This window comes from Aestuariirhabdus litorea (assembly GCF_003864255.1).
GTDB classification, from domain to species: domain Bacteria; phylum Pseudomonadota; class Gammaproteobacteria; order Pseudomonadales; family Aestuariirhabdaceae; genus Aestuariirhabdus; species Aestuariirhabdus litorea.
The window spans coordinates 1,757,375-1,783,138 of record NZ_QWEZ01000001.1; the positions used below are offsets into that span (position 1 = coordinate 1,757,375).

24 protein-coding genes are annotated in these 25,764 nt (G+C 61.4%); 9 read left to right on the forward strand and 15 right to left on the reverse strand.

The features are described 5' to 3' along the window. Positions 1-11: 11 nt before the first annotated feature. From D0544_RS08120 to D0544_RS17150, 8 genes are all read right to left on the reverse strand, one after another. A complete protein-coding gene (locus D0544_RS08120) occupies positions 12-2,708 on the reverse strand; it encodes a molybdopterin-dependent oxidoreductase (protein WP_125015462.1) in 2,697 nt (898 codons plus the stop codon). An 8-nt stretch (positions 2,709-2,716) separates the two neighbouring features. Next, entirely contained in the window at positions 2,717-3,280 is a 564-nt protein-coding gene (locus D0544_RS08125; RefSeq protein WP_125015463.1) for an arsenate reductase (azurin) small subunit, read from the reverse strand. Then, positions 3,280-4,458 (reverse strand): cytochrome-c peroxidase, encoded by a 1,179-nt coding sequence (locus tag D0544_RS08130; RefSeq protein ID WP_125015464.1) that lies wholly within the window; start codon positions 4,456-4,458, stop codon positions 3,280-3,282. The genes D0544_RS08125 and D0544_RS08130 overlap by 1 nt, the downstream gene beginning before the upstream one ends. A 12-nt stretch (positions 4,459-4,470) precedes the next feature. Further along, positions 4,471-5,583 (reverse strand): cytochrome-c peroxidase, encoded by a 1,113-nt coding sequence (locus tag D0544_RS08135; RefSeq protein ID WP_243647267.1) that lies wholly within the window; start codon positions 5,581-5,583, stop codon positions 4,471-4,473. Positions 5,584-5,716: 133 nt separating this feature from the next. Further along, entirely contained in the window at positions 5,717-8,107 is a 2,391-nt protein-coding gene (locus D0544_RS08140; protein WP_164880871.1) for a c-type cytochrome, read from the reverse strand. 16 nt (positions 8,108-8,123) lie between these two features. Next, positions 8,124-8,657, reverse strand: a complete 534-nt coding sequence (locus tag D0544_RS08145) for a hypothetical protein (RefSeq protein ID WP_125015466.1) — start codon at positions 8,655-8,657, stop codon at positions 8,124-8,126. Positions 8,658-8,660: 3 nt separating this feature from the next. Next, positions 8,661-10,508, reverse strand: coding sequence for a cytochrome ubiquinol oxidase subunit I (locus D0544_RS08150; protein ID WP_125015467.1), 1,848 nt, complete (start codon positions 10,506-10,508; stop codon positions 8,661-8,663). A 10-nt stretch (positions 10,509-10,518) separates the two neighbouring features. Further along, positions 10,519-10,659: a hypothetical protein gene (locus D0544_RS17150; protein ID WP_164880872.1), complete on the reverse strand. Its 141-nt coding sequence runs from the start codon at positions 10,657-10,659 to the stop codon at positions 10,519-10,521. A 417-nt stretch (positions 10,660-11,076) separates the two neighbouring features. On the opposite strand from D0544_RS17150, the gene D0544_RS08155 reads away from it, so the two are divergent. The 5 genes from D0544_RS08155 (at position 11,077) to D0544_RS08175 (ending at position 17,020) form a co-directional block, all read left to right on the forward strand. Next, positions 11,077-11,814 (forward strand): hypothetical protein, encoded by a 738-nt coding sequence (locus D0544_RS08155; RefSeq protein ID WP_125015468.1) that lies wholly within the window; start codon positions 11,077-11,079, stop codon positions 11,812-11,814. Between the two features lie 217 nt (positions 11,815-12,031). Continuing rightward, positions 12,032-13,993, forward strand: coding sequence for a universal stress protein (locus D0544_RS08160; RefSeq protein ID WP_164880873.1), 1,962 nt, complete (start codon positions 12,032-12,034; stop codon positions 13,991-13,993). Between the two features lie 8 nt (positions 13,994-14,001). Further along, positions 14,002-15,252 (forward strand): radical SAM/SPASM domain-containing protein, encoded by a 1,251-nt coding sequence (locus D0544_RS08165; RefSeq protein ID WP_125015470.1) that lies wholly within the window; start codon positions 14,002-14,004, stop codon positions 15,250-15,252. Continuing rightward, complete coding sequence (gene hemG / locus D0544_RS08170; RefSeq protein WP_125015471.1) at positions 15,252-16,670, forward strand: protoporphyrinogen oxidase; 1,419 nt, start codon at positions 15,252-15,254, stop codon at positions 16,668-16,670. The genes D0544_RS08165 and hemG overlap by 1 nt, the downstream gene beginning before the upstream one ends. A 2-nt stretch (positions 16,671-16,672) precedes the next feature. Next, positions 16,673-17,020 (forward strand): hypothetical protein, encoded by a 348-nt coding sequence (locus D0544_RS08175; protein ID WP_125015472.1) that lies wholly within the window; start codon positions 16,673-16,675, stop codon positions 17,018-17,020. A gap of 1 nt (position 17,021) precedes the next feature. Here the strand turns inward: D0544_RS08175 and D0544_RS08180 are convergent, their stop codons facing one another. Next, positions 17,022-17,585: a DNA-3-methyladenine glycosylase I gene (locus D0544_RS08180; protein WP_125015473.1), complete on the reverse strand. Its 564-nt coding sequence runs from the start codon at positions 17,583-17,585 to the stop codon at positions 17,022-17,024. A gap of 144 nt (positions 17,586-17,729) precedes the next feature. Here D0544_RS08180 and D0544_RS08185 point away from each other — a divergent pair, with 144 nt between their 5' ends. The 3 genes from D0544_RS08185 (at position 17,730) to D0544_RS08195 (ending at position 19,679) form a co-directional block, all read left to right on the forward strand. Continuing rightward, positions 17,730-18,695 (forward strand): NADPH:quinone reductase, encoded by a 966-nt coding sequence (locus tag D0544_RS08185; RefSeq protein ID WP_125015474.1) that lies wholly within the window; start codon positions 17,730-17,732, stop codon positions 18,693-18,695. An 87-nt stretch (positions 18,696-18,782) separates the two neighbouring features. Continuing rightward, positions 18,783-19,151 carry a hypothetical protein gene (locus D0544_RS08190; RefSeq protein WP_125015475.1) on the forward strand — a complete coding sequence of 123 codons (369 nt, stop codon included), beginning with the start codon at positions 18,783-18,785 and terminating at the stop codon, positions 19,149-19,151. A gap of 75 nt (positions 19,152-19,226) precedes the next feature. Next, positions 19,227-19,679 (forward strand): hypothetical protein, encoded by a 453-nt coding sequence (locus D0544_RS08195; protein WP_125015476.1) that lies wholly within the window; start codon positions 19,227-19,229, stop codon positions 19,677-19,679. A 32-nt stretch (positions 19,680-19,711) separates the two neighbouring features. Here D0544_RS08195 and D0544_RS08200 read toward each other — a convergent pair whose 3' ends face one another. Next, complete coding sequence (locus D0544_RS08200) at positions 19,712-20,761, reverse strand: MBL fold metallo-hydrolase (RefSeq protein WP_125015477.1); 1,050 nt, start codon at positions 20,759-20,761, stop codon at positions 19,712-19,714. 100 nt (positions 20,762-20,861) lie between these two features. Beyond that, complete coding sequence (locus D0544_RS08205) at positions 20,862-21,047, reverse strand: hypothetical protein (RefSeq protein WP_125015478.1); 186 nt, start codon at positions 21,045-21,047, stop codon at positions 20,862-20,864. A 311-nt stretch (positions 21,048-21,358) separates the two neighbouring features. Between D0544_RS08205 and D0544_RS08210 the strand changes: the two genes are divergently transcribed. Next, positions 21,359-21,694 carry a hypothetical protein gene (locus D0544_RS08210; RefSeq protein ID WP_125015479.1) on the forward strand — a complete coding sequence of 112 codons (336 nt, stop codon included), beginning with the start codon at positions 21,359-21,361 and terminating at the stop codon, positions 21,692-21,694. Between the two features lie 27 nt (positions 21,695-21,721). On the opposite strand, the gene D0544_RS08215 is transcribed toward D0544_RS08210, so the two are convergent. From D0544_RS08215 to D0544_RS08230, 4 genes are all read right to left on the reverse strand, one after another. Next, a complete protein-coding gene (locus tag D0544_RS08215; RefSeq protein WP_125015480.1) occupies positions 21,722-22,366 on the reverse strand; it encodes a hypothetical protein in 645 nt (214 codons plus the stop codon). Further along, positions 22,363-23,097 (reverse strand): OmpA/MotB family protein, encoded by a 735-nt coding sequence (locus D0544_RS08220; RefSeq protein WP_243647268.1) that lies wholly within the window; start codon positions 23,095-23,097, stop codon positions 22,363-22,365. The genes D0544_RS08215 and D0544_RS08220 overlap by 4 nt, the downstream gene beginning before the upstream one ends. Next, entirely contained in the window at positions 23,094-24,311 is a 1,218-nt protein-coding gene (locus D0544_RS08225; protein ID WP_125015481.1) for a hypothetical protein, read from the reverse strand. The genes D0544_RS08220 and D0544_RS08225 overlap by 4 nt, the downstream gene beginning before the upstream one ends. A 139-nt stretch (positions 24,312-24,450) precedes the next feature. Continuing rightward, a complete protein-coding gene (locus D0544_RS08230) occupies positions 24,451-25,755 on the reverse strand; it encodes a sodium ion-translocating decarboxylase subunit beta (RefSeq protein ID WP_125015482.1) in 1,305 nt (434 codons plus the stop codon). Between the last annotated feature and the right edge of the window lie 9 nt (positions 25,756-25,764).

A 25,764-nucleotide genomic window follows, 5' to 3' on the forward strand; every position in this document is an offset into this window, starting at 1 on the left:
ACGCGCGCCCATTAAACGATATTTCTGGGGGCAAAGGACATGGTTCGAAACTCTCTCTTATAGGCCGACTCGCCAATTTTTTTGATATGGGCAACGCCCATTTTGTAGTTGTAGTTGCCACTGATCTGGTCAACCACTCGTGCTGTCAAGGCGTTTGAGGGCTGGCGAGGATCCAGCATATTAGCGTAGAGCACCCCCTGCTTGACGGCAGGAGTCACTATCGCCACCGCGGTGACCGCTGCCTTACTCAGCTCTATATGGCCTCGCTTCATCAACTCGGAAAACTGGAAATTATTGCTTTCAATTCCCAATATAGTGTCCTTGAAGGCCGCCACCCGATCGGAAAACAGCATCACCTGGTCGCCGGACTCAATACCTCGCCGCCGGGCATCCTCGGGGTGAATCTCTACCCAGTTTTCCGGCCAGCGCTGGCTGATGTAGGGTCGCCGTTCGACATCATCAAACCCGGATTGCCAGATCTCATTGATTCGTCCATTGCTGAACCAGAGTTCGTCTCCCTTGGGTGACAACCACTCATAAAAATCTGAAAACAGACTCCAGGGGTGCTTCTGGATATTGACCTTTCCGGTCTGGCTGTTGAAATGGTTGAGGGTTTTACCATAACGGTTGGCCCCCTCCATCCCGTTGCCCACCCCGATACGCCGGAAGTCCGCTTCGGTCAGGGTGGTATCGTGCAAACGCTTGGTACCGTGCAACTGGCCGGTCTGGTAGTTATAAAACACCGGCCCCTGGATGCCATCGGTTCCGAATTCGGCCATTTTCTGGTGCAGGGTTTTTCCTTCCAGGTGCGCCGCCACTGTCACCATATGGAACGCCTTTCGATTGTTGCGGCTGAAACGCGACGCCTCCTCCGCTACCTCGTTGGAGCTTTTCCAGTCAAAACCGTCAAACCCCATGCGCCGGGCCAGCCCGGCAATAATCCACCAGTCGGGTTTGGACTGGCCGGGTGCATCATAAAATTTTTGGTACAGCCGTAACCGTCGCTCGCCGTTGGCACGAATGAAGTCCTCCTCCCCCCAGGTGGCGGCGGGGAACACGATATCGGCGAACTTGGCACCGATGGGATCCCTGAGATAGATATCCTGATTGATAACTACCATGCCACCGGAGTCGGCACGGGACTTGAGGCTGTCGATAATCTCCTGCTTGTCGTAGCTGCGCACCTGGTGGGGATTGGCGGTCACCAGCTCCTCGAAGCGCTGCTGTAGCCCCTGTGAACCGCACATCGATTGCAGCCAGGTGGTTCCAATCACATGGGCCATACGCGTGTGGCCAGAGTAGGTCCAGCGGTCGGTATCCAACGCTCGGCGGCGACGCCCGGGCAGTTTCTCCGGCGACTTGTTGCGGGGATAACTGCCGCCAGACAGCCCTCCCCGTTGGTGTCCCCCGAATCGTCCAACCACCTGTCCCGGCCGGCCACCGGCACCGCAGAGGGTCGCGAGCGAGCTAATGGCGTTGGTGTTGCCGGTGTTGTTACTCCAGTAGAGCCCCTTTTCGATACCAAAGGAGGCCTTGGGTCGACGGCCCGCCACCGGCTTTGCCAACCACTCAGCGGCCTGATAGATCTTTTTGACATCGATGGCCGCGATCCTGGCCGCGTACTCCGGATCATACTCCGGCTGGGCCAGGTTCCAGGCTTTATAGTCTTCAAAGCCCTTGGTCTGGAACAGACCCCAGGTGGTTCGCCACTGCCAGGGGGTGTTGCGAGTACCCTGCCCAAAACCAGAGCTGGACTCCCACTGGTTATTCACCCACTGGGAAATCCACTCAGTATCCTCCCATCCCTTCTGCATAATGACCCGGGCAATCGCCCCCAGCACCAGGTTGTCGCTACCCGGTAGCAGGTCGATGTGCAGCCCTCCCATTTTTTTAACGTAGGCGACCCCGGCGGTTTCGCGGGGGTTTAGCATGATCACCTTCATGCCCCGCTGAATCGCGGGCATGATGTACTGGGTGAAGATCACGGTTTTGGTTTCATAGGGGTCGGTACCACACACCATCAAGGTGTCTGCGCCCCCCCAGTCCTCATAGCTGGGCCCGAAATTATCAAAGCCGGCATCACGAAACCCCGGTGTTGAGGTGACGTCCGAGGGGGTGTCGTGGAAGGTGAAGTTGGCGGTATTGACGTGGCGTCGTGCGTACTTGGTGATCGCATAGGTGTTTTCGATGTACTGGTAGGAGTAGGTTTTGACCCCATAGGCATTGGCACCGTGGGTGGCAATCACATGCTTGGCGACCGCCGCCGCGATATCCAGTGCAAACTCCCAGGGCACTGGCTGGAGCTGCCCATAGATCCTCACCAACGGCGTCATCAGGCGATCCCTGGTGGGGGTCGCGGGGTTATAGCATTTCTGCGCGATCAGCCCGCCGCGAACACTGGAGTCGCCGTTGATATTAACCGCCCGGGTCTCCCTGTCCGGTACCACCACCACATTGTGGGGTACGCCCTTATGCATCACGACATTGTGTTGACCTGGTGCGACCCATTGCTGCAGGGGACCGGTTGGAAAATCAACGCCAAAGGCATTGTCCGCCGCGGCAGGGCCGCCATTGCGGGCCACCAGCGGCCAACGGTAAACCTTGTAGCCACAGGCCACCACGCAGTAGTCACAGGCGGTCGTCAACACCTCGGCACTGGTGGGCGGCAGGGGCGCATGATCAGGGGAGATATGGTAGTTACTGGCCATAGGGTCTTCTAAGCCTCCCTCAGGTTACGGTCGTGACCAAACAGCAGCCCCATCATGCCCACGGCGAAGATGTCGGGCCCCTCCACTTCCAGCAATACCTGGGGCAAGCTTTGGTAGGCCTGCCCGGAGATCACTATACCGTGGCGCCTGAGGTCAAAGGTGGACAGATGGAAAGGGCACTGGCCCAGCACCCGGTGCTCCCCTACGGCCTTATAGGCGCTTTCCAGTGGCCCGCCCTGGTGGGTACAACTCGAGCTAAAGGCCACGATGTCACGCTGAGGCCCGATGCCTCCCCCCGCCTCTACACCACCGAGCTGCACAAGAATGCAGTTGTTAAGGATACCCTCTTCGGGGTAGGAGAAGGCGATCGGCTGGTTCGCTTTCAACTCCTTGAGAGTGGCAATTTTTTTGCGCGGGTAGCCCACCACATGGGCCTTCATGGGGGACGCCTGGGAGCTGCCTGGAAACAGGGTGACGCTGATGGTGGTGGCCGCCACCGTACTGCCCAGCAGAAAGTTGCGGCGCGATAACAGGCAGGCACCGGCCCCACTTTTGGAATTCTCTTTACTCATCACTTCCCCTCCTGGGCCGACTTCAACTCATCCAGGGTAAATCGCGGCGCATACTCCGGCAGCACGGGCTTCTCCATACCGATCTCCTCTCCCGAAAAAGCCTCCAGAAAGGCCAGCAGATCCGCCTTCTCCGACTCACTTAACCCCAGCGGCCGGATCAGGCTGGATCGTGTCTCCATAAACTCATTGCTTCGCCCTTGTTCGTCATAGCCCCCACGGTCATAAAAATCGATCACCTCTTCCAGGGTGTAGAAGGCGCCGTTGTGCATATAGGGCGCGGTGTAAGCGGTATAGCGCAGGGAAGGGGTACGGAACTTACCCATATCCCAGCTGTTTTTACCCCTGAAGTAAGCTCCGGGATCATCTTTCAAGCGCCGGTAGAGTGTCTCCGGCATCCCTTTGGCGTACAGCTCGTAGCGAAAGGTCACCTGGGCAATCCCGCTCTCCTCCCAAACGTCGGAAGGCGGAACACCGATATTGTGGTATTTGAAGTCGCTGGCCATGGGCCCGTTATGGCACTGGATACAACCGGCTTTACCCTCAAACAGCCGCTTGCCCTTAAGCTGCTGGTCAGTGAGTGCGGCGGTTTCTCCACGCAGGTAACGATCCAGGGGAGTGTCGGTCTGCACCAGGGTGCGCTCGAAGGCGGCAATCGCTTTCCAGGCATTGGAGATCAATGGCCACTCATCGCCGAACACCTCCCGGAAACGCTTGCGATACTCGGGTATCACCGCCAGCCGCGCCTCCATCAGGTCATCTTCGCCATTGCCCGCGACCGCTCCCTTGGCGGCTGAAGGGGCCTGCTTTTCCAACGAAGGCGACGAGCCGGCCCAAAACAGGTCGGGGTAATAGGCGGAATTGACGATCGTTTGGCTGTTGCGCCAGTGCACAGTGCCCGCATAACCCCGCGACAACTGATCCGACCAGGCCCAACCGGAGTCGGGCTCGTGACACCCCGCACAGGCGATGGAAGCATCGCCTCCCAGGCGAGGATCAAAAAACAGCAGTTTACCCAGCTCGACCTTGGCCTCGGTTTGGGGATTGTCGGCGGGAATGGGCACCGCGCCGAGCGGCTGCAGGCTTGGCCCGTCGGCGGCAAAGACGGCTGGCAGGCCGTATAGCCCGGACAACAGCAGGCCCGATAGGAAAAAGCAGTGGCGATGGCAGTTCAGGTTCATTCTGCTCTCCTCCTAATTGCTCTGCTGACGCCAGTCAACGATGGCATCGTACTCTTCCGGGTAGGGTTGATCCCACACCCACTGGGCACCCGAGAGCGGCTCCCCCGATAGCGCCAGCAGGAATTCGACCAGATCCTGCTGCTCGGACGCGCTGAGTCCCAATGGTTTAAGCAGTCGCGACTTGTTACGATCCTGCCCTCCCCCGCGGTTGTAGAAGGCGACCACCTCCTCCAGGGTCGGCAGCATGCCGTTATGCATATAGGGCGCTGTGTATTTGAGTTCGCGCAGGGTAGGAGTCATAAAGGAGCCGACATCGCTTTTGTCGGCCTTGTGCAGGCGCACATGGGCCCCTACATCGCGCTTGAGGTTCATGTAGTTCTCAACCCCCATGAAGTTGTTGAACGCAATAAAAGCCTGGTCGCGCTGGGGGTCAAGAAAGATATCCAGGTTTTCCGGCACACCGGTGTTGTGTGCCCGGTTGTCCAGAAAAAGGGGGCCGGTGTGACACTGGTGGCAACCCGCCTTGCCATTGAACAGCTGCTCTCCCCGCCGGGCCGCCTCTCCCATGGAGCCGCTGTCATAGGGGGCACCCCGGGAGGTCAGGGTTTTCAGGTATTCCGGAATCGCATTGCGCACCCCGCCATTGGAGGGCTCCCCCATTCCGGCTTCCGCAAACATACGCACGTAGACCGGGTCCTGTTTGATGCGTTCCTGCATCAGGCGCATATCCATGTTCATCAGGTAGGTCTCGGTAATCATCTCCCGGGTAACGTCGTTGAGGTTGGTTCCCAGGCGCCCATCGTGCATCCAGCTCTGCTTGAGCGCGCTGTTGATCAGGGTCGGCGCGTTGCGAAAATGCTTGTTGCCCGGATAGCCCGGCGCCAGGGGGGCAGGGTGGGCATAACCGTGCTCCGGGAGATGACAGCTCGCGCAGGAGATGGCGGCATCGCCCGACAGGCGGGGGTCAAAGAAGAGTCGCTTGCCCAGCTCCGCACGCGCCTTGTCTACCTCAATGGGTGAAATGGACTGGGCATGGGTCGGTATCACTACCGAGCCCGCCAGAGCCCAAAAGAGCAGCATTCCTCCCCCCAGAGCCCGGATTCCCTGAGCTACCTTAGTGCGCATTGCAACGTCTCCTACTATCCCGGTAAGCCAGCCCTGACCCTGTACGGGTGGAACAAGGGTCAGTTCAAGGTAGCGCCCAAAGGGCGCCAAGCGTGACCCTAAGCGTAGCGCAAATAGCGGGAAAAGAGGGGGGTCAGGGGCGATTCGGGCGCGCGAAAAGTATCCATCCCAACAGCAGCAGCCCCAGCGCGACCGCGCCGGAAGCCACCAAGCGGTAGGCGGCCGAGACCGGCTCGGGCAACCAGAGCCGGTGCCACCCGGTCAGGCTGTGGCGGGAGCCTATCTCACCGTTGCTGCCGTCCCAGGTGGCCAGGGCAAACGGCAGATAGCGTTCGCTCTCGAAGCTCACCGCTCCGGGTTGCAACGACTCCCGGCTGCGACGCACCACCCACTGCCAGCGACCCGCTTCCCATCGCCCCTGGGCGGACAGCGTAGGGTCCTCCCCCGCCGCAGGTTTGGGCTTCTGCCCGCCACGCCCATTGAGGGGGGTCAACCGCGACGGCATGGGGGGATCAAGCTGTCCGGCATTCCAGTACCAGATACGGCTTCTGCGGCCAGGATCGCCGTGCTGCAACAGTGGCAGGTCGACCCGGGACAGGGCTGAAGCAGGGGAGTTCTGGGGAAACTGCAGCGCTACGGCATCCGCATAGAGGGTCAACGAAGCGTCCTGTAACCGCTCCGCCACCTCGCTGCCCGGACGACTCTCGGTACGATCATGCCACTCCACCAGGAACGCGACCTCCGCCTCGTTAAAGAGGGCCCGTACCACCAGCGAGCGGTTTAACGGGGTGTACAAGCGCTCTCCCTGCATCAGGTTGGGTATCAGGGGAAGCGCCAGGGGCCGGGCCTGCTGCCAACGCGGATCATCCCCGCTGAGGGGGAGACTCTCCTCCACCCGGGCCCCCACCAATAGCCCATCGGGTTCCAGCCGGGCGTCCGCATGCCGCAGAGAGTAGACATAGTTGACTACATGCCAGCGGTCCTCCAGAGAGAGGGGGTCCCGGTTCCCCTCTTCAACCTCCCGATGGGCCGGCATAGGGGTTCCGCTGATGCCAATCGAGACGCGCTGGTAGAGTCGCTCCAGGGTGTTGTCCCGGGGGTTCGAGCCCGTCCCCTCGCTGGCGCGCCAGCTCCCCGGCTGGGTCAGGTCGCGGGGCCAGACCCGATAGCCCCAGTCGTCCTCCAGTGGTTTGTCGGAGGTGATATTGCCTCGCCCCTGCTCACCATGGCACTCGATGCAGGCCGACTCATAGACCGCCCTCCCGCTGGCAACGGAGGCTTCGCTGTAGGGCACGCGCCCCTCCACAGGCTCGCGCTCAGTAATCGAGAGCCAGCGATCGCCCCGGTAACGCCCCTGCTCGTCAAACGCCTCATCGGGGGCATCGGCAGGCGCCCAGGTGCCCACGAAATCGAAGCCCTTGAGCACCGGCACCAGGGAGGCGATCTGTTGCTCGCTGAGCAGTGAGCGCCAGGCCGGCATGCCGGTACCCGGCAACCCCTCGGCGATCACCTCGAGCAGGTCCTCATCCCGCGGCGGCAGGGCACCGGGTGAGCTCTTGTATTTGTATAATCCCAACCCAAAGTCCCGCGGCCGTGGATAGAGGTAATCCGCCGCCACACCATCGCCCAGCCCCTCCTCCCCGTGGCAGGCGGCACAATACAGCTGGTAGAGGGGCTCCCCTGTGAGCCCCCGCCGCTCGGTCTCCACGCGCTGGCGAATCGCACTGGCCACGGCGGAGCGCGCTGGATCCCAAATACGAGGCTCCTGCCCCACGGCATCATATAGGTAGAGAATGGTCTGCCACAGTTGCGGCTCCTCCAGCGATTCGTGCCAGGCGGGCATCTGTGAGCGTGCCGGAGCCCCCTCCCGAGGCAGCCCCGGTCCACCGGTGGCAATGCGCCAGAACAGGTAGCTCTCCTCCAGTTGGGCAATGGTGCCCAGATCGCGGAAATTGGCGGGAGGCGGATTCAACCCCAGTCCCAGATGCCCCCTCCCATCCAGTAGCGCCCCATGGCAAAAAACGCAGTTGGAGAAATAGATCTCACGCCCCGCCGCCACCGCTTCCGAATAGATCTCCATCGCCCCCTCTGGGTCGGTGGGCCACAGGTCGCTGAAGCGCGCACGAATGGGGTTATCCAGCGCTTCGAACTCAATGCGGCGTCCCCAGGCAGAGAAGCTGGCGGGGGGCGCGGGGTGAGCCTGGCGCAATTCGGTTGGAGCCTGGGGGACCGGGTCAAGCAGCAGGAAGCTGGCCACACCACCGGCGAGGGGGACCACCACCAGCAGCAGACGCCGTAGCCCCAGCAAACGGGGTGAGTGCAAGAGTGTTCGCAGCGGCGACAAAAAGGCTTGCCAGCGCGCCTCATCGGCCGAATAGTAGAGCAGCATGCCCACCGCCAGAATCACCAGGTACTGGATCATCAGTGAGCGCGGCATGAGTGGGTAGACCGCAAGCTCCAGCGCAAGGGCGCATCCTGCCAACAGCATAAGCGCCTGCCAAAAGGGGGGTAATTTCCTCAACACCCTCGGCTCTCCACCCTCAATGCACCTCGACGGCAGTGCGACCAAGGAAGTTGTCCGCAAGCGACTCCGTGCTAACCGGATAACCATCCTTGGCTTGCAAAAAAGCGATCACGGCGCTGATCTCCTCCAAGCTCAGGGAGATCGGAGGCTCACTGACATCGGGCATGGGGGAGAGCTGCGGCTCGCTCCCCTTGACCCCGTACCCGGCAACGACAAAGGCGCTTGGCCGAACCATGGACTCAAACAGGTACTCCTCGGCGCTGGTTGCCATGCCGCCATAACCGGGCTCCCGCAGCCGCTCAAGAGACAGTTGGATGACATCCACTGCCATCAGGTCCGGGGCGCGATCCATCGCGTTATGACAGAGGGCACAACTTCCCTTGCCATTGAACAACTGCTCGCCCGCGGCGATGCGCGCCGCCTCATCGTTGTCGATCATCGCCAGGGGCGCCTCCGCCTCCCCCTCGATCTGTGGCAAAAGGTTGGTAAAGGCCGTAAACAGCAGGGTCAAGCAGAGACTGAAGATCACCACCCGCAGCAGGATCGGCATTCGCTAGCCCTCCCCCGCCACAGTGGCACCCGGCGGCAGCTGCCGCTTTTCGCTCAGGGAAGCGATGAAGAAGATGAACAGGATGCAGCCGAGAAACAGCAGGGTCACCAGGGTCATCATATTCCCGGCGTGACCGATGGCGGGGATGAAGTTATCGGCGGAATTATCCTTCATCACACTGTACACATGCCAGTTGCCCCGCATCGATGAGCGCACATAGCCCATCAGGGCCATCAGCCAGGTAAAGGCCACCGGCAGCGCGAAGAGCGCGTACTGGGAGCGGGTCGATACCTGTCCCCAGACAGCAGGCACCACTCGAGCACCCCGGAACAGCAGGCTGTCGATCACTACCCCGCCCAGAATCACGCTGAGGGTAGCGACCACCTGCACCACGCTCGACCCCACCTTGTAGACTGTATTGGTGAAGTAGCCGTAATAAACGCCACTGAAGATGATCGCCACCACCGCCCAGAAGTAGATCGCCACCATCACTGCGTTCAGCCAGCCGGCATAGGCGACGGTGGGCTCTTTGCCCGAACGGCGGTAGAGCTGGAAGGAGAGGAAGGTGGCCACCAGCATCAGGTTAACGGCCACGTTTTTAGCGGGCATCAGCCCCAGGGGCCCCAGCCAGCGGTGACTACTGCTCCCCATCTGCGCCGCCTCGGCGGGGGTCAAGACCAGGCTGTGAGGGGTCACCCAGACCAGAAAGCTGAGCACCAGCACGGCGGCGATGTACTTAATCATCCAGCCGTAGGCGCCGGCGCCCCCGGTGCGCGACATGCCAGACCAGAGGTAGTAGTTGGCGGCCAGCAAAATGGTGCCAATCAGCACCGCCTGTACAATAAACAGCCAGGCCAGGATCCCCCCCATCGCGGTGATCCCCATCTGCTGGGAGTAGGCATAGATCTCCGCCATAAGCCAGTAGCCGGCAAAGGGCAGCGGCAAAAAGGCGAGGATGGCGATAAAGTTGGAGGTATAGCCCATCCAGTCGTAGTGGGCGCGCTCCGCCGGCGTCCGTGCCGCCAGGAATTTATAGGCCGCGTAGGCGCCGACAATGGCGCCGCCAAAGGCCACATTGGCGATAAAGCGATGCAGGTTCATCGGGTTCCACAGCGGCCCCCGTATGACCTCCCAGATATTGCCCGAGGTCAGGGCACCACTGATATCCACCCCCGAGGGGGCCATCATAAAGGTGGACCAGGCGTTGGCCATCACCAGGATGCTGGTGCCCGCCACATTGAGCCCGACCCCGATGCACAGGTGCACCCACTTGGCGTTGCCGTAACGCAGTGCGTACCAGCTGTAGTAGTAGAGATAGAGCAGCACACTCTCAATGAAAAACAGCAGCGCATAGACCAGGAACTGGCTGTCGAACACCCGCACCATGTACTGCATGAACTGGGGGTAGAGCACAAAGAGCGCCAGCATCAGGGCGCCGCCAAACAGCGCCGTGATGGAGTAGGCGGTCATGCTGATCTTCATGAACTCGTGGGCCATGTCGTCGTAACGGGGATCACCCGACTTAACCCCCAACCACTCGATAAAGACCACAAACAGCGGTACCGCCAGCACAAAAGCGGCAAAGAAGAGGTGCATCTGCGCCAATACCCAGACCACCGAGCGGCTGCTGTAGCGGCTACGGGGATAATCCTCCCGCTTGAGGTCGGGGGCGACAAAACGCTCAGCCTCCTGGCCAGGACCCACCATGGCTGGGGCCTCGGACAGTGCGCTACCGCTTGCCAGGCCTGCTGCTTCCGCTCCTGGGGGAAACACCCAGGCCATCACCATCAGCAACAGTGCCAGCCACAGCCAGCCGCGACCTGCCACCCTCCCCTCGTTGACCAAACGCATCCAGTGCCCCCTACTTAGCCGGTGTCAGATCGAGCCGCAGCGGCAACCCCTGGCTGTCCATCACCAGATGGGTCATCAGGTAAAAGAGCAGACCTACGACCACGAACACCGTCACCCAACCCGCAATCCCCAACCGACCACCAGCTTTCATCTGCGCCTCTCCGCTCAATGGGTTGAACCTACACCGTGGTCGTAAATCACCAGCCACCAGAAATAGACAGCGGTCACCACCATTACGCCACGAAAGAGCCAGGGCCCCCAGGTCGCATTTGCCACCGGCGACCTGGGCGACCTCTTCTCATCATCGGATGCCATTAACCCTCCCCGGCCAGCCCCGGCCTCTTGAACGCGGCCTATTATAGGTGGCGCGCTTCGCTGCCGATAGCTTACCAGATTCGGGCGCTCGACCCAGCCTCCTGGCCCCCCAGACGTGAGTGAACTGACCTGGATCACAAAGCGGCTTTTGCGCTTACAGAGCTCCCCCAAAGTGCGCCTTCAACGTGGCAGTCGATCGGCGTCCGTGGTAAAAACAGCAGCTGAAAGTTGAGCCACTGCATCAGGAGTCCCCATGACGATCAACAAACGCCTTTGCACCACCCTTATCAGCCTGAGCCTCAGTACACTGGCACTGGCGGCGCCTTATCAGGAGGTGGCGGTGAGTGAGGGTGGCAAGGTGACCGGCAAGGTGACCTTCAGCGGTACCGACACTCCCCCCCAGCCCTACAGCATCACCAAGGACAACTCCGCCTGTGGCACTGGTGTCCGCGAGATCGACTTCATCAAGGTAAAGGAGGGAGGGTTGAGCGATGTGGTGGTGTTTCTCGAAAAAGTCGGGAAGGGCAAACCCTTTCCTCCCCAGCCCGTGGTGGTGGACCAGGAGGAGTGTTACTTCCTCCCCTACCTGAGCGTAATGCACAATGGCGACACCCTGACCTCGGTCAACAAGGACAGCGTGCTGCACAACATCCACACCTATGAACAGATTCAGGCGGGGAAAAAACTGGCCAAAAAAACCGTCTTTAACCTGTCCCAGCCAGAGCCGGGAACCCTGACCAAAACCATCCAGCTCAAGCGCGGCAATGCCATGAAACTGGAGTGCGACGCCCACGACTTTATGCACGCCTTCGTGTTCGTTGCCAAAAACCCCTACTACGCCCTTGTCAATGAGGATGGCACCTTTACCATCGCGGATATCCCCCCCGGCAAGTACAAGCTGAAGAGCTGGCACGGAACCCTGGGTGAGCAGAGCGCCGCCGTTGAGGTCACCGCCAATGCAACCACCACTCAGGGTTTCAACTACAAGTGATAGACTGTGCCGCCCCCTCCCGTTAGGATGGGGTGGCGCAGCCGAAAGGCACTATGAATCAACCTGACAGATCGAACAGATCGCGCCTGGACCGCTTCGACCGCTTCGTGCTCTGTGGCGCCCTCGTTAATGCCGCTGTGGTGCTGGCGATCCTCGGATATTGGCTTCTCCACTGAAGAGCCCCGCCCGCGCGCCCCGTTCGATCATGGAACTACCCATGACCCCCACCGAACCCCATCGCCAGATCGACACCGCCCCATCCCCGGTCGATTCCGCCCTGAGTGACTACACGCGCATCCTGATCGCTGCAGACGCCTCCGACCACTCCAACCACGGAGTTGCAGCCGCCCTCTCCATCGGATCCCTGGCGGGGGCCCAGATCACCGGCGCCCACGTCTACGCGGCCAGACTCCACGACCAGCGCTTTCGCCAGATGGAGGGTGGGCTGCCCGAGCAATACCAGGAGGAGGAGGAGCTGGAACGCCAGCGCGACATCCACGACGAGCTCATTACCAAAGGGCTCTCGGTCATCACCGACTCCTATCTGGACCAGCTGCAAAGCAGCTGTGAGTCGGCCCAATTGCCCTACCTACGCTGTGCCCTGGAGGGCAAAAACTACCGCGAACTGGTGCGCGAGGCCAACAGCGGACGCCACGACCTGCTGGTGCTCGGTGCCCAGGGGCTGGGAGCGGTCGCAGGCGGCAGCCTGGGCACCGTCTGCGAGCGCAGCGTCCGCCGCAGCGACATCGACTGCCTGGTGATCAAGGACACCCAGCGGGCGATCGACCAGGGGCCATTACTGGTCGCCCTCGATGGTTCAAGCCGCGCCTACGGTGCCCTGCAGACCGCCATTCGCCTGGCCAAAGCCTGGAGCCAGCCCCTCCACATCGTCTCCGCCTACGACCCCTACTACCACTACGTGGCGTTCAACCGCATCGCCGGAGTGCTGTCCGACGAGGCGGGCAAGGTGTTCCGTTTCAAGGAGCAGGAGAAGCTACACGAAGATATCATCGATGCGGGCCTGGCCAAGATCTACCAGGGCCACCTGGATGTGGCGCTGGATATCTGCCAGGAACAGCAGGTCGAAGCGACCACCGAGTTGCTGGCCGGTAAGCCCTGGGAGGTGATCCTTCGCCACGCCGCCAGCCTACAACCGGCGTTACTGCTGATCGGCAAGCTGGGAATCCATGCCGACGAGGAGCTGGATATCGGCGGTAATGCCGAAAACCTGCTGCGCAACGCTTCCTGCTCCCTGCTGCTGAGCCAGCGCGAATACCGCCCGCGGGTAGAGTGGATCGCCGAGGCTACCACCAGCTGGAGCGTGCAGGCGGAAGAGCGGCTATTGGCCGTCCCCTCCTTTGCCCGCTCCATGGCGCGACTGGCGATCCTGCGTTTTGCCCAGGAGCAGGGCCACACGGTCATTACCGAAAGCATCGTCGCCGAAGCCACGGCCAAACTCTGCCCGGTAATGCACGAAAGCACCGCCGACACCCCTTCTGATGACGGCAGCACCGCCAGGGCAGCCGCCGATGAGATCCCCTTTAACCCGCCCTGGAGCCCCGAGGCGCTGGAGCGGCTGCAGCAGGTGCCCTCCGACAGTCTGCGTGACACCTTGCGCCTGCGGGCTGAAAAGCATTGTCGCCAGGCGGGTGCCCGCGAGGTGCGCCTGGAGGATGTGGCCGCCTTCGTCCAGCTCGCCGAGCTGGCCGAGATCAATGCCGTCAACAGTCCCGCTGAAACGGCCTCTCGCTGCCCCTTTGGCATCAAGGGTTCGACAGAGCCCGAGAAACCGCCACTGAGCTGGAGTGAGGAGGCAGAGCAACGGCTGCAGCGCGTCCCGGCAGGCTTTATGCGCCAGATGACCCGCCAGCGAGTGGAGACCTTTGCCCGCAAACAGGGACAGAGCGAGGTAACCCTCGAGCTCATGACCGCCAAGTACGACGAGTGGGACCAGGGTTCGAAGGTGCAACAGATGGAGCTGTCCTGGGATGAGGAATCCCGACGCCGGGTGTCGCGGATACCCGAGTTTGTGCGGGGCATGGTAATCAAGGAGGTGGAACGCTGCGCCCGCGAACAGGGACTTGAGCAGGTGGATCTCAAGGTAATGAAGCATGCCAACAGCGGCTGGCTCGACAGTGGCGGCTTCCACTCGGAGCACAACCCGGACCAGTACCGGTAGGCGCCGCCATGTCCCGCCTCTCGATGATTGCCATCAACCTCACTGACCGCTGTAACCTGGCGTGCGAACACTGCTACCTGGACGCCCGCACCCTGCGCGATGGCTCCCCCCATGAACTCTCCACCGCGGAGGTGAAACAGCTGCTGAGCGAGATCGCCAGCCGTGGCACCGAGACCATGGTAGTGCTGACCGGCGGGGAGCCGCTGCTGCGCCGCGACATCGAGGAGCTGGTTGCCCACGGACATGAGCGCAAACTCTTTATGGTGCTGGGCAGTAACGGGACCCTGCTCAGCGAACAGCGTATACGCTCCCTCAAGGCCGCCGGCCTGATGGGGGTGGGCATCAGCCTCGACTCCATCGACCCCGATTGGCACGACCGCTTCCGCGGCAAGCCCGGCGCCTGGCTGCAGACTGTCACCGCCATGGAGCAGTGCCGCCAGCAGGGGCTCAGTTTCCAGGTCCACTTCTCCGTCCACGCCGGTAATGCCCACGAGCTGGAGGCGATGGTGGAGGCGGCACACGCCCAGGGCGCGCGGGTATTTAACCTCTTTTTCCTGGTCTGTACTGGGCGTGGCGAGCGGGTGACCGATATCTCCCCCCAGCAGTATGAGCGAGTGCTGCAGCAGGCCCTGGCGCTGCAGGAACACTACCCGGATATGCTGATTCGCCCCCGCTGCGCGCCCCATTACAAGCGCGTGGCCCACCAGCTCCACCCAGAAGCCCCCATCAACCGCATCAGCGGCAACGAGGGGGACGGCTGTATCGCTGGCAGCGGTTACTGCCGGATCACCCCCCAGGGCGGAGTCACCCCCTGCCCCTACATCGCCGACGAAGTGGGCAACATTCGAGAGCAGGGGTTTCTCGAGCTGTGGGACCAGGCGCCAGTGTTTGAGGCCCTGCGCCACCCCCGACTGGAGGGCAAGTGCGGGCAGTGCGAGTACCAGCAGCTCTGCGGGGGATGCCGGGCACGCCCGCTGGCCGCCGGCGATGGGCTGATGGGGGAGGACCCCCTGTGCGCCTACCAGCCCCAGGGGGGGGAGTTGATCTTCCCCCTGCAGGAGCAGCCGCTCCTTTGGCACCCGCTGGCGGAGCAGCGCCTCTCCCGGGTACCCGGATTTATCCGTGCCATGGTGCGCAAGCGCGCCGAGGCCTATGCCCGCGAGCAGGGTGACAGCGAGGTGACCACGACGCACCTCGAGGAGCTCACCGCCCGCCGCTTCGGCGCCAACCCCCCCTTCAAACCGGACCCCGGGCGCTGATGCAACGGGTCGACCTCCTGATCGTTGGCGGCGGCATCAGCGGCCTCTCCTGCGCAGCCTGGATGCAGCCAGCGGAACTCGCCATGGAGCTGTGGGAGAGCAGCCACCGGGTGGGGGGGAAAATTGGCAGCCACCGGCAACAGGGCTACCTGTGCGAGCAGTCGGCCTCCATGGTCGTCAACCACCTTGCACCAGTAGAGCAGCTGATTCACGCCTGCGGCGCAGCACAGCAGCGGATGGAGCGACCGGCCTCACGCGCGCGGGTACGCTACCTGTTGGAGCAGGAGCGCCTCCACCCCCTGCCGCCTTCCCTGCCCGGGATGGCGCGCAGCTCACTGATCTCCTGGCGGGGCAAGCTACGAATGCTGGCCGAGCCCCTGATCCCACGCAGCACGCTGACCGAAGAAAGCGCCGCGGCCTTTATCCGCCGGCGCCTGGGGAGCGAGCTGCTGGAGCGTGCCCTCGACCCCTATATCAGTGGCACCCTGGCCTGCGATCCGGAGCAGGCCTGTGCCCGCTCGGTGCTGCCGAGGCTCAACGCCCTCGAACAGGAGTACCGCAGCATCCTGCTGGGAGCCCTCTGGCAGCGGCTCAGGGGCCAGCGAACCCCCATGGGTAGCACCCCTTTTTCCTTTGCCGAGGGGATGCAGCACCTGCCCCGACAACTGGCCAGGCTGGTGCAGCAGCAACCCGGCCAGTTGCAGCTGCAACATCGGGTCGAGTCCATTGAACCCTGCCGCCTGGGTTGGCGCGTCCATGCAACCACTGGCCGGGGGGAGCGCACCCTGGAGTGTCGCCAGCTGGTGCTCTGCTGCCCCGCCCCCGAGGCCGCCCGCCTGTTGGCGGCCAGCGACCCTGAGCTGGGCCAGCTACTGGCGACCATCGAATACGCACCCATCACCCTGGTTCACACCGGCTTCAGGACCGACCAGGTTCAGCATCCCCTCGACAGCCAGGGGTTTCTAACCCCCAGCCGCAGCCCCCTCACCATCAATGGCTCGCTCTGGCCCAGCTCAGTCTTCGACAACCGGGCCCCCGCCGGCCACCACCTGCTCACCACCTACCTGGGTGGATCACGTCGCCCCGAAGCGCGTGACTGGAACGATGCCGATGCGCTGCAGCGGGTGCTGGAAGATCTGGACCGGGTGTTGGGGCTTAGGGGCGAGCCTGGGTTTGTCGAGCTGGTCCGGCACCCGCAGGCGCTGCCTCTCTATCAGATCGGCCATTACCAGCGGGGCCAGCGCATCGAGCAGCTGTGCCGCCGCCTGCCCGGACTCCACCTGAACGGGAACTATCTGGGGGGGGTCTCGATCAGAGACCGGATCGCTGCCAGCCATCGTCTCGCCAGGCGCTTGGGTCTGGCTCTGGGGGAGCCGCTGCAGGCGCGTTCGACCGCGGTCTCCCTGGGAGCGGCCTAGCCATGAGCCCTCGCCCCTCTCCGTCGGCCGAAGACGACAGTCTCTCCCAGCCAGCCCCCTTCAAACCCTGGAAAATTATTGTAGGGGTTCTGCTCGCGCTACTGGCGGTCAACCTCTGGTTTCGCCTCTATACCGAGGAGGTCTCACTTCCTCGCTACTGCGACACACGCGAGCAAACGTTGATGTATCTGGAAAAGGTGATTACAGACCCCCGACCGGCCGGCGAGGAGAGTCGCCGCCCCTACCTGATCGCCGCCAAACTGCTGTACCTTTACCCGCGCGGTGGTGACGAGGTGCTGGAGGATTACCTTGCCCGGGTAGACGAACTGATCGAGACCCACTGCCGATAGGTCAGTGGCCGCCCAGTTCGCGGTGGCGAAAACAGCTGCACAGGTGATCATTCACCATACCGGTGGCCTGCATATAGGCATAACAGATGGTACTTCCTACAAAGTTAAAACCTCGCTTTTTCAAGTCCTTGCTCATAGCATCCGAGGCCGCCGTGGTGGCGGGCACCTCGGCCATGCTCTGCCAACGATTCTGCACAACCCGGTGTTCAGTAAACTGCCATATAAAGTGATTAAAGCTCCCCTCCTTGTCGACCAGGTCCAGATAGGCACGCGAATTGCGGCGGAAAGACTCAATCTTAAGGCGGTTACGGATGATCGCGGGATTGGCCTGAAGTTCAACCAGCCTGGCATCGCTGTAGCGGGCGATGGCGGCGGGGTCAAAGCCATCGAACAGTTGTCGGTAGGCTTCGCGCTTGTTAAGCACGGTAATCCAGGAGAGCCCGGCCTGGGCCCCCTCCAGCAGCAAAAACTCAAAAAGCCTCGCATCATCGTGCAGGGGAACCCCCCACTCGGTGTCGTGATAATGCAGGTAGAGTTCGGTAGTGGGCCAGGGGCAACGCGTCATCGAAACCATTCCACGAGAAAGAGTATCCCGCCAGAATCAACTGAACAGCAACAAGCGTCAAGCCACTACCCCCAGTTGAGCACTATTGTTTTGCCGGGGATCTGGCTATTCTATGGCAACCATAGCATTCGACAGGAGAATAAGATGAAAGCAATTCAGGCCCACGAGCACGGTGGTATCGATGTCCTCAAGCTGGAGGAGGTCGCGGACCTGCAACCCGCAGAAGGACAAGTCCTGGTGTCGGTCAAGGCTGCCGGGGTCAACCCTGTCGACACCTATATCCGCGCCGGCACCAACAACTACACCGCCCAGTTCCCCCACTGCCCGGGCAAGGATGCAGCCGGGGTAGTAGCCGCCCTCGGCAAAGGGGTGACCCGCTTCAAGGTGGGTGATCGCGTCTACTGCGCAGGCAACCTCACCGGTTCCAGTGCCGAACAGGCTCTCTGCCTTGAGGGCCAGGTTCAGCCCCTGCCGGACAACATCAGCTTCGAGCAGGGCGCCTGTATCGGCACCCCCTACACCACCGCCTGGAGAGCTCTTTTCATCCGGGCCCACGCTCTGGCCGGTGAGACCGTTCTGGTTCACGGTGCCAGTGGCGGGGTTGGCCTGGCGGCGGTCCAGCTCGCGCGCGCCGCCGGCTTGCGTGTCATCGGCACCGCCAGTACGGATGTTGGCCGTGACCTGGTATTGGCCAATGGCGCACACCACGCCCTCGACCATAGCGACCCTGACCACCTGCAGGAGGTGATTGCGCTGACCGGCGGCACCGGCGTCAACCTGATTCTGGAGATGCTGGCCAACGTAAACCTCGGCCACGATCTGCCCGCGCTGGCCAAGGGTGGTCGCGTCGTCATCATCGGCAGCCGTGGTCCCGTCGAGATCAACCCCCGTGACACCATGGCACGGGATGCGAGCATTCTGGGAATGGCGATGTTCAACGCAACCCCGGATGAGATGAAGCAGATCCATGCCGCGCTGGTCGCCGGACTGGAAAACGATACCCTCTCCCCGGTAGTGAACAAGTGCTTCCCGTTGGCACAAATGGGACTGGCCCACGAGGCGGTCCTTGAGCCCGGGGCCTGCGGTAATATCGTGGTCAAGCTCGACTGATAAGCTCACCCCTGGCCGCGGCCAGGGGAACCTTCCCCCTTATCTGGCGGTCTTACCACAAGTACTCCCTAGCCGTTGGAGGCGACCATGTTTCGACCCCTGTTGCTGGCCCTGCTGTTGGTGATGCCGCTGGTTGGCTGTGCCCAGATAGAGCAGCAGAACCGGGAGTTTCCTCTTTCCGTCAACACTCAACTGGTGGGTAATCGAATCACGGTTACCGTCTACTCGCCAACCAAGGGGGTTGTCCGCGAGGCTCAGATACAGATCACCGATGATATTCGACGCCTGGTGCTCGACAAACCCCTGGGCAAAGGCGGCCAACTGACCTTTCGTGTCCCCTCGCAGGCCACCGAGCTGGAGATCATTGTGACCGACGCCGATGGCGACAAGGGCAGGGCTAGACTGTTCGGTGATGACCTGCGTGAAAACGAGGGCTGCAACCGAATACTCTGCTAGCCTCGCGACAAGTCACGGCGATCTACGTACAATGTCTGCTCTATAAACCGTCACTGAAACCGGACCGGTCTGCCCGTGCGACTTTTCCCTACCTGCCTCACTGCCCTTGCTCTGCTCTTGCTCGGCGTACCCATCTTTGCCAGCGACCGGGTAGCAATCAAGTGCAACGACCTCCAGTACCAACTTGAGCAGCAACTTCTTAAGAAACAGCAGCTCGACAGCCAGATCGCCTCGGCACTGGAGCAGGGAGTCAGCGGTGAAAGCCTGTTGCTGATGCAGGATCAGGCCAAGCAACTGGCTCAGCCAGAGTCGGTCGATATGCGCTCAGTGGTCCTGCTGTCGGCCCCCATCGGCCAGGGTGAGGACCACTACAGCGCCTACTTCAACCTCTGCAAGATCACCCGTAGCGAGCGGGGCTACGACGCCAGCATGCGCTGCGACACAGTCTTCGATAACGAGTGCCGTTACTTTTATGGTGATCCGTTTCGCATCAGCCACGACACCCCCCTGCGGGTGAACGAGGAGTAGTATCGGCGCACCACCCGCCTCCCTCAGCACAGCTACCTGCTGCTATACCAGTTAACCCCCTCCGGGTCAGTTTCACAACGAAGCAGCCCGCGCGCCAGCAGGCAGTTCAGATGCGCCAGGCTCTCCCCGGTGGCCATGATCAGGTTACTGCGGGTGATCGAGACCCTGAACAGCCGTTCAAAGCAGTCAACGGCCCGACGTGGCGTCCGGCAATACTCAACCAGGGCGCGAAGGTCGCCCTCGTGCTCGTCGATCAGCTCATGCAGGCGGCCAGGTGCGCCGGTAAAGGGTTTGCCATGGGAAGGCAGTACCAGGGTATCCTCGTTAAGCTCAGACGCCAACCGCTGGCAGCTGTTGAGCCATAGCTCCAGGGGGTTGGCGTGGGGCTCGGAGGGCCAGACGCTGACGTTTGAGGAGATCGTCGGCAACAACTGGTCTCCCGAGATAAAGAGGTTGTCGGCTTCACAATAGAAGCAGGCATGCTCTGGCGAGTGCCCCTCCCCCATCATCACACGCCACTGGCGAGCACCGATCTCTATCAGGTCCCCCTCCTCGAGCCGGGTGAAGCTATGGGGAAGGCCATGCATCAGACGCCCGAAACCACCAAACTGGGAACGGTAATAGTTCAACTGTTCGGTATCAAAACCCGCGCCCCGATAAAAGGCGATCGCATCCTGCGGCGCCTGTTCGTGGGAGTATTGCAACAGGCTTCGGCAGGAAAGATATTCGGTGCGGCTGATCAGCAAAGGGGCACCGGAGCGCTCATTGAGCCAGCCAGCCAGCCCCAGGTGGTCGGGGTGCATGTGGGTAACCAGTATGCGCTCAAGCCCACGCCCCTTGAGCACACCACCAAACAGGTTCTGCCATAGGTCGATGGTGGTATCACTGGCAAGCCCGGTATCGACCAGGCTAAAGCCCTCTCCGTCTTCCAGCACCCAAAGGTTGATGTGGTTCAGCGAAAAGGGAAGCGGCATTCTCAGCCAATGAAGACCTGGGGCCACCTCCATCAGCTCACCGTCACCGGGGCGTGTCTCAAAGGGGTAGGACAGTTCGGCTCGTTGGAATGCAGGAACTGAGGGCATACCGGATAAACTCCATCGGGCGGGAAATACCCATAGTACCAGACCGACGGGGGTTACCTAAGGTTGGAACGCCACTTTATCCAGCGCCCCCCTACAATGGCTACTCAACGCGCCACTCGCTCCATAGCCCCGGCCCCTGATAGCCGGAGCGTTTTTTCTCAACGCCCTGAATACTCTGTTTCTCCTGCACCTGGCTCTGCTTGATCTCCTCGGCTCGCGCCTTGAGATCTTCCGGTGCTTCATGCAATCGGTCGCAAATCTCGCGGGTCAAAGTTACGTCTGGCATGCTGGCCTCCTGTAAGCCTTTCATTACTCGCTGGGGACAGACTACCCCGGCCCTGCAGGCCTGCCTATTCGTATATGTCACTACAGGATAGCGCCGATTCTGGAACAGTTTTTGATGCCCTGGCCCGCTCGGGGTGATGAGTAGCATCGGCCCGGGTTCACCGTCCCCTCTCTCGCAGAGTGGGGCAGGTGCGGCCGATTGGCCACAGCTTTTTAGGTAGAGATACCTATTTTTAGCCCCCTCACCAGCCCCTAGAATACCCCCAGAAAAAAAGATCACTCACCGGAGATGAAGCTCCTGAGGTGCTGAAGATGAGCAAATACCTGTATACCACCGTCTACGAACAGTTTACTGGCGAGAAGCCACCCGAGCCCAAGGCTGACCCCGAGCGCAAGGCTCGCCGTACCCACGGCCACCCCTACCGAATGCGACACAATATGCGTTTGCAGGAGCAGGAGGCGAAGGCAAGTCACAAAGCTTCTCGAATTGAACGCCACCCGGCCAACGACAACGGCCCCAGCATCGGCGAGATTGCGGATATGGAGGCTCGTCGCAAGCCTAAAAACCAGGCCAAGATCACCTACAAAAAGAACCGCTCCTTACACAACCACAGGAGCTATTCCGGCGAGATCGCTGCCCAGGCCTAGCCCGGTAGCCACTCACGTCAGGCGCGCTCAGGGGGGCGACAAATGCGCCCACCAGCCACCGGAACCCTGTGCATCGTCCCCTTCGCTGCCCGCCCCCTCTGCGTCGACACGCTGGGCAAATTCCTCAGGCTTGACGGGATACTGGCGGTAACGGGCAAAAAATCGCGCGGGTGTAAACGCATCGAGTAGCTGTAAACTCCAGCCCCTGCGCCGATTGCGCTGAGCATCGAAGCCTTCGAACCCAAGCTTTTGCAGGCACTGCTCACACACCTTAAATGGCCGCACCCCTTGCTGATTGCCCACCCGGGTGGGCAGCGCACCAGAGGGCGCCGTGCTGACCATCAGCGGACGCTCCTGCCCATCCACCGATGCTAATGCCTGCAGCAGCAGGGAACAGTCGGTCAGGTGGTAATGATCCCCTCCTGCGGCCGCCGTCCCCTGATTGGCCAGGTAACACACCACCCGGCTGTTCTTGAAAGCAAAGGTGCCATCCACCAGACGCTGAACCTGCCAGGGAGACACCCCTATCCCCTCCTGCTCCAGCCGGATACGTTCAGCACCGGTCAGGTGGTAGCGGGGGTCGAACAGCTCAAAATAGCCCAGGCGCCGGGTCCCCATCGCTGCGCGCAACCGGTTAAAGGGCTCAAACTCCAGAAAATCGACCAGCTTCACTCTGATTCGCTTCCTTCACGAAGAATGGCTTCGATGCGGGATTCCGCATCGGTGCGCAGGCGAAACTCCACCCGCCGCGAACGGTCGCTATCCTCCTTGCCATTGGCCAGCAGGACCGGTTTGGACGAGGAGAGGCCATTGGCCGTGAGGTGTGACTTGAGCCAGGGTTTGCGATACCCGACCGCCTCCAGGCCCAGCACGTAAGCCAGGGTAGTCCGGGTTCGCGCCTGGGAAAGCTCCATATTTCGAACGTAAGCATCATCCTCACTGCTGGCGTCTGACCAGCCACGGTCGGTGTGCCCCTCGATACGTACCTCGTTGATGTCATTGCGGTAGCTATCAGAGGTAATAATGCGCACGTAGCGGGGAAAAAAATCAGCCAGGATCGCGGAGAAATCCTCTTTTAGCTCCGCCTTGCCCCGGTCGAACAACAGCTCGGTACGCAGAAAACGGATACTGAGATCGGGGCTAAGCTCCGCTCCCCAGCGTGGTAGATCCGCCTCGAATTCGCGTTTAAGGTCCTCGTAAAGCTGGGTCCTTAGGCGCTCGTAAACAACCGCCACGTCGTGGATTTTGCGTCGCTCCAGCTCGACCATCACCATGAAGACCAGCGCAATCAACAGGAACACCATCATCAAGCCACCCATCAGGTCGCTCACCGCTATCCAGTGCTCCTCGTGCTCCAGCTCCTCGACCCGCTGGTTGTCGAGCCCCCTGCCCTGCTGACTCACCGGGCTTCAGTCTCCTGGGCCAGGGCCACCAGTTCACGCAGACGCTCGGTCAGGGGGGCATAGTCACTGACAAACTTTTCCGACAGGGCCGTGAGCTGGTAACCAAAACCCTGTAGGGCACGGTTAAGCTCCTGCTCCATGGATTGGTCGAGCCGCTCCAGCTGGGCCTCGTTGCGGGACAGGATCCGCTCCACCTGTGTATTCAAGGCTTCCTGGGCGCGGGAAAACTGTTCGCTACTGCTCTCCAGCAGGCCCTGAACCTGCTCGTGACCGGTGGTGATTGAGCTGTGCAGCTGGCGGGTCAGGACATCGAAGCGACCCTCCAGTTGCGGAAGCCCCTCACCGGCGCTGCTGACCAGCGACGAGAGGGCCGAGAGGTAGCCTTCGAGCCCCTTGCTTTGGGTCTCGAGCCCCGCCAACATCCCCTCCAGCGCTTCAGAAACGGTGCTAAAGACACGGGTTTGCTCCACCACCCGTTCATGGCTGCGAGTGGCTTCTTCCATGATCGCGCCGGTAATCTGCTGCTGCTGGATCAGGGTGTCGAGCTGCTGCTGATAGGCTTGCTGCCAACGCAGCATCTCGCCCACCGCCTCATTGAGATGACGGAAGTTCTCACCGTACTGCTCATTGATGCGGGTGTTGAAATCGCGCATCACGGTTTCCAAAGCCCCGACCAGGGCCCGGGTGTTGGCTTCGACCATCTGCTGCTGGTAATGACCCATCTGTTGGTTGAGGTGGGCCAGCTGCTGCTGACTCTCCTGCCGCAACGCCTTCATCTCGCCCAGTAGCTCCGCCTCATGGCGCTCGGCATTGGCGTCTTCGAGGCGGTCCCTGATCTGGGCCAGCAGCTGGGCCAGGTCATCCACCGTCGCCATACGAATCTGCTCCCGGCTGGCACGGTCACGGCGCAGCTCGATCAGGTAGCGGAGCTTGATACTCAGGGCACCCGCGAGGCCAGCGATCGATGACCAAAACGCGGTTTTGAGGCCGTCAATCAAGTCCGGGACACTGGCCTGGATGTCGGTGGTATTAAAATCCAGCAGCCCCAGGGCCACCCCCAGGAAGGTACCGAAGATCCCCAGGCTGGTGAGGATAGTGGGGGCATTACTGGCGGTCTGGGCGTTGAAACCCCGCAGATGAAAAAGCAGCGTCAACGCCATGACCAGAGAGATCATGACCAGGCTCAAGGTGGAAAAGGATGCGGTTATCGCCATCTGCAAACAGGCCTTCTGGGGGAAACTCGGAACACGGAGTGAACTGAGCATAGTAGAGCATAGAGCCGGCCCCGTGAAGCCGCCCCTGAACGCAAAACAGGCCCCGAAGGGCCTGTTTCTAAGCACAGAGCGGGATACATCAGCCGCCAGAGACGTACTTGATCATCACACCCGCGGCCACCGCCGAACCGATAACACCGGCTACGTTGGGGCCCATGGCGTGCATCAGCAGGAAGTTCTGCGGGTTGGCCTGCAGACCCAGCTTGTTGGACACGCGCGCCGCCATCGGCACCGCGGAGACCCCGGCAGAACCGATCAACGGGTTGATCGGAGTACTGCTCAACTTGTTCATCAGCTTCGCCATCAGTACACCCGAGGCGGTACCGATACCGAAGGCAACGATACCGAGCGCGAGGATGCCGAGAGTTTCAGCCTGCAGGAACTTGTCCGCCACCAGCTTGGAGCCCACGGAGAGACCCAGGAAGATGGTGACAATGTTGATGAGGGCGTTCTGGGCGGTATCGCTCAGGCGGTCCACTACACCACACTCCTTCATCAGGTTACCGAAGCAGAACATCCCCAGCAGCGGTGCAGCGTCGGGCAACAGGATCGCCACCAGCACCAGCAATAACAGCGGGAAGACAATCTTCTCGGTCTTGCCCACGTGACGCAGCTGGCTCATCTTCAGCTGACGCTCAGCCTGGGTGGTCAGTGCCTTCATAATGGGCGGCTGGATCAGCGGCACCAGCGCCATATAGGAGTAGGAGGCCACGGCGATCGCACCCAACAACTCCGGAGCCAGTACACTGGCCACGTAGATGGAGGTCGGACCATCAGCACCACCGATGATGCCGATTGCAGCCGCCTGGGCGATGGAGAAGTCCATCACTCCCAGAGAGGTAAGGCCGACGGCACCCAGGACCGTTGCAAAGATACCGAACTGCGCCGCGGCCCCCAGGAACAGCGTTCTTGGGTTGGCCAGCAACGGACCGAAGTCGGTCATCGCACCCACCCCCATAAAGATAATGAGGGGGCCAGCACCACTGGCGATGACCGCCAGGTAGAAGCTGTAGAGTACGCCATTGCTGTAGCCCATATCCTGAGCGACATTCGCAGCCGCCTGGTGGGCGACGGCACCGGCACTGTGGTAAGCCTCCAGCACAGCGTGAGGATCGCTGGAAGCCACACCCAATACCTGCGCCAGCGCGCTGAGCACCTCGGGCTTAGCCATATGAACCGCCTGCTCAACCGAGGAGTAGGCCAGACCGGCTTCCGGTATATTGGCGAGAATACCGCCAAAACCGATCGGAATCAGTAGCAGAGGCTCAAAGTTCTTCTTGATAGCGAGGTACAGCAGGCCCAAGCCAACCAGGATCATCACAAACTGTGGAAAATCCATGTTGTAGATGCCGGAGCCGTACCACAGCGTTAGCAGCTTATCCATTGATCAATC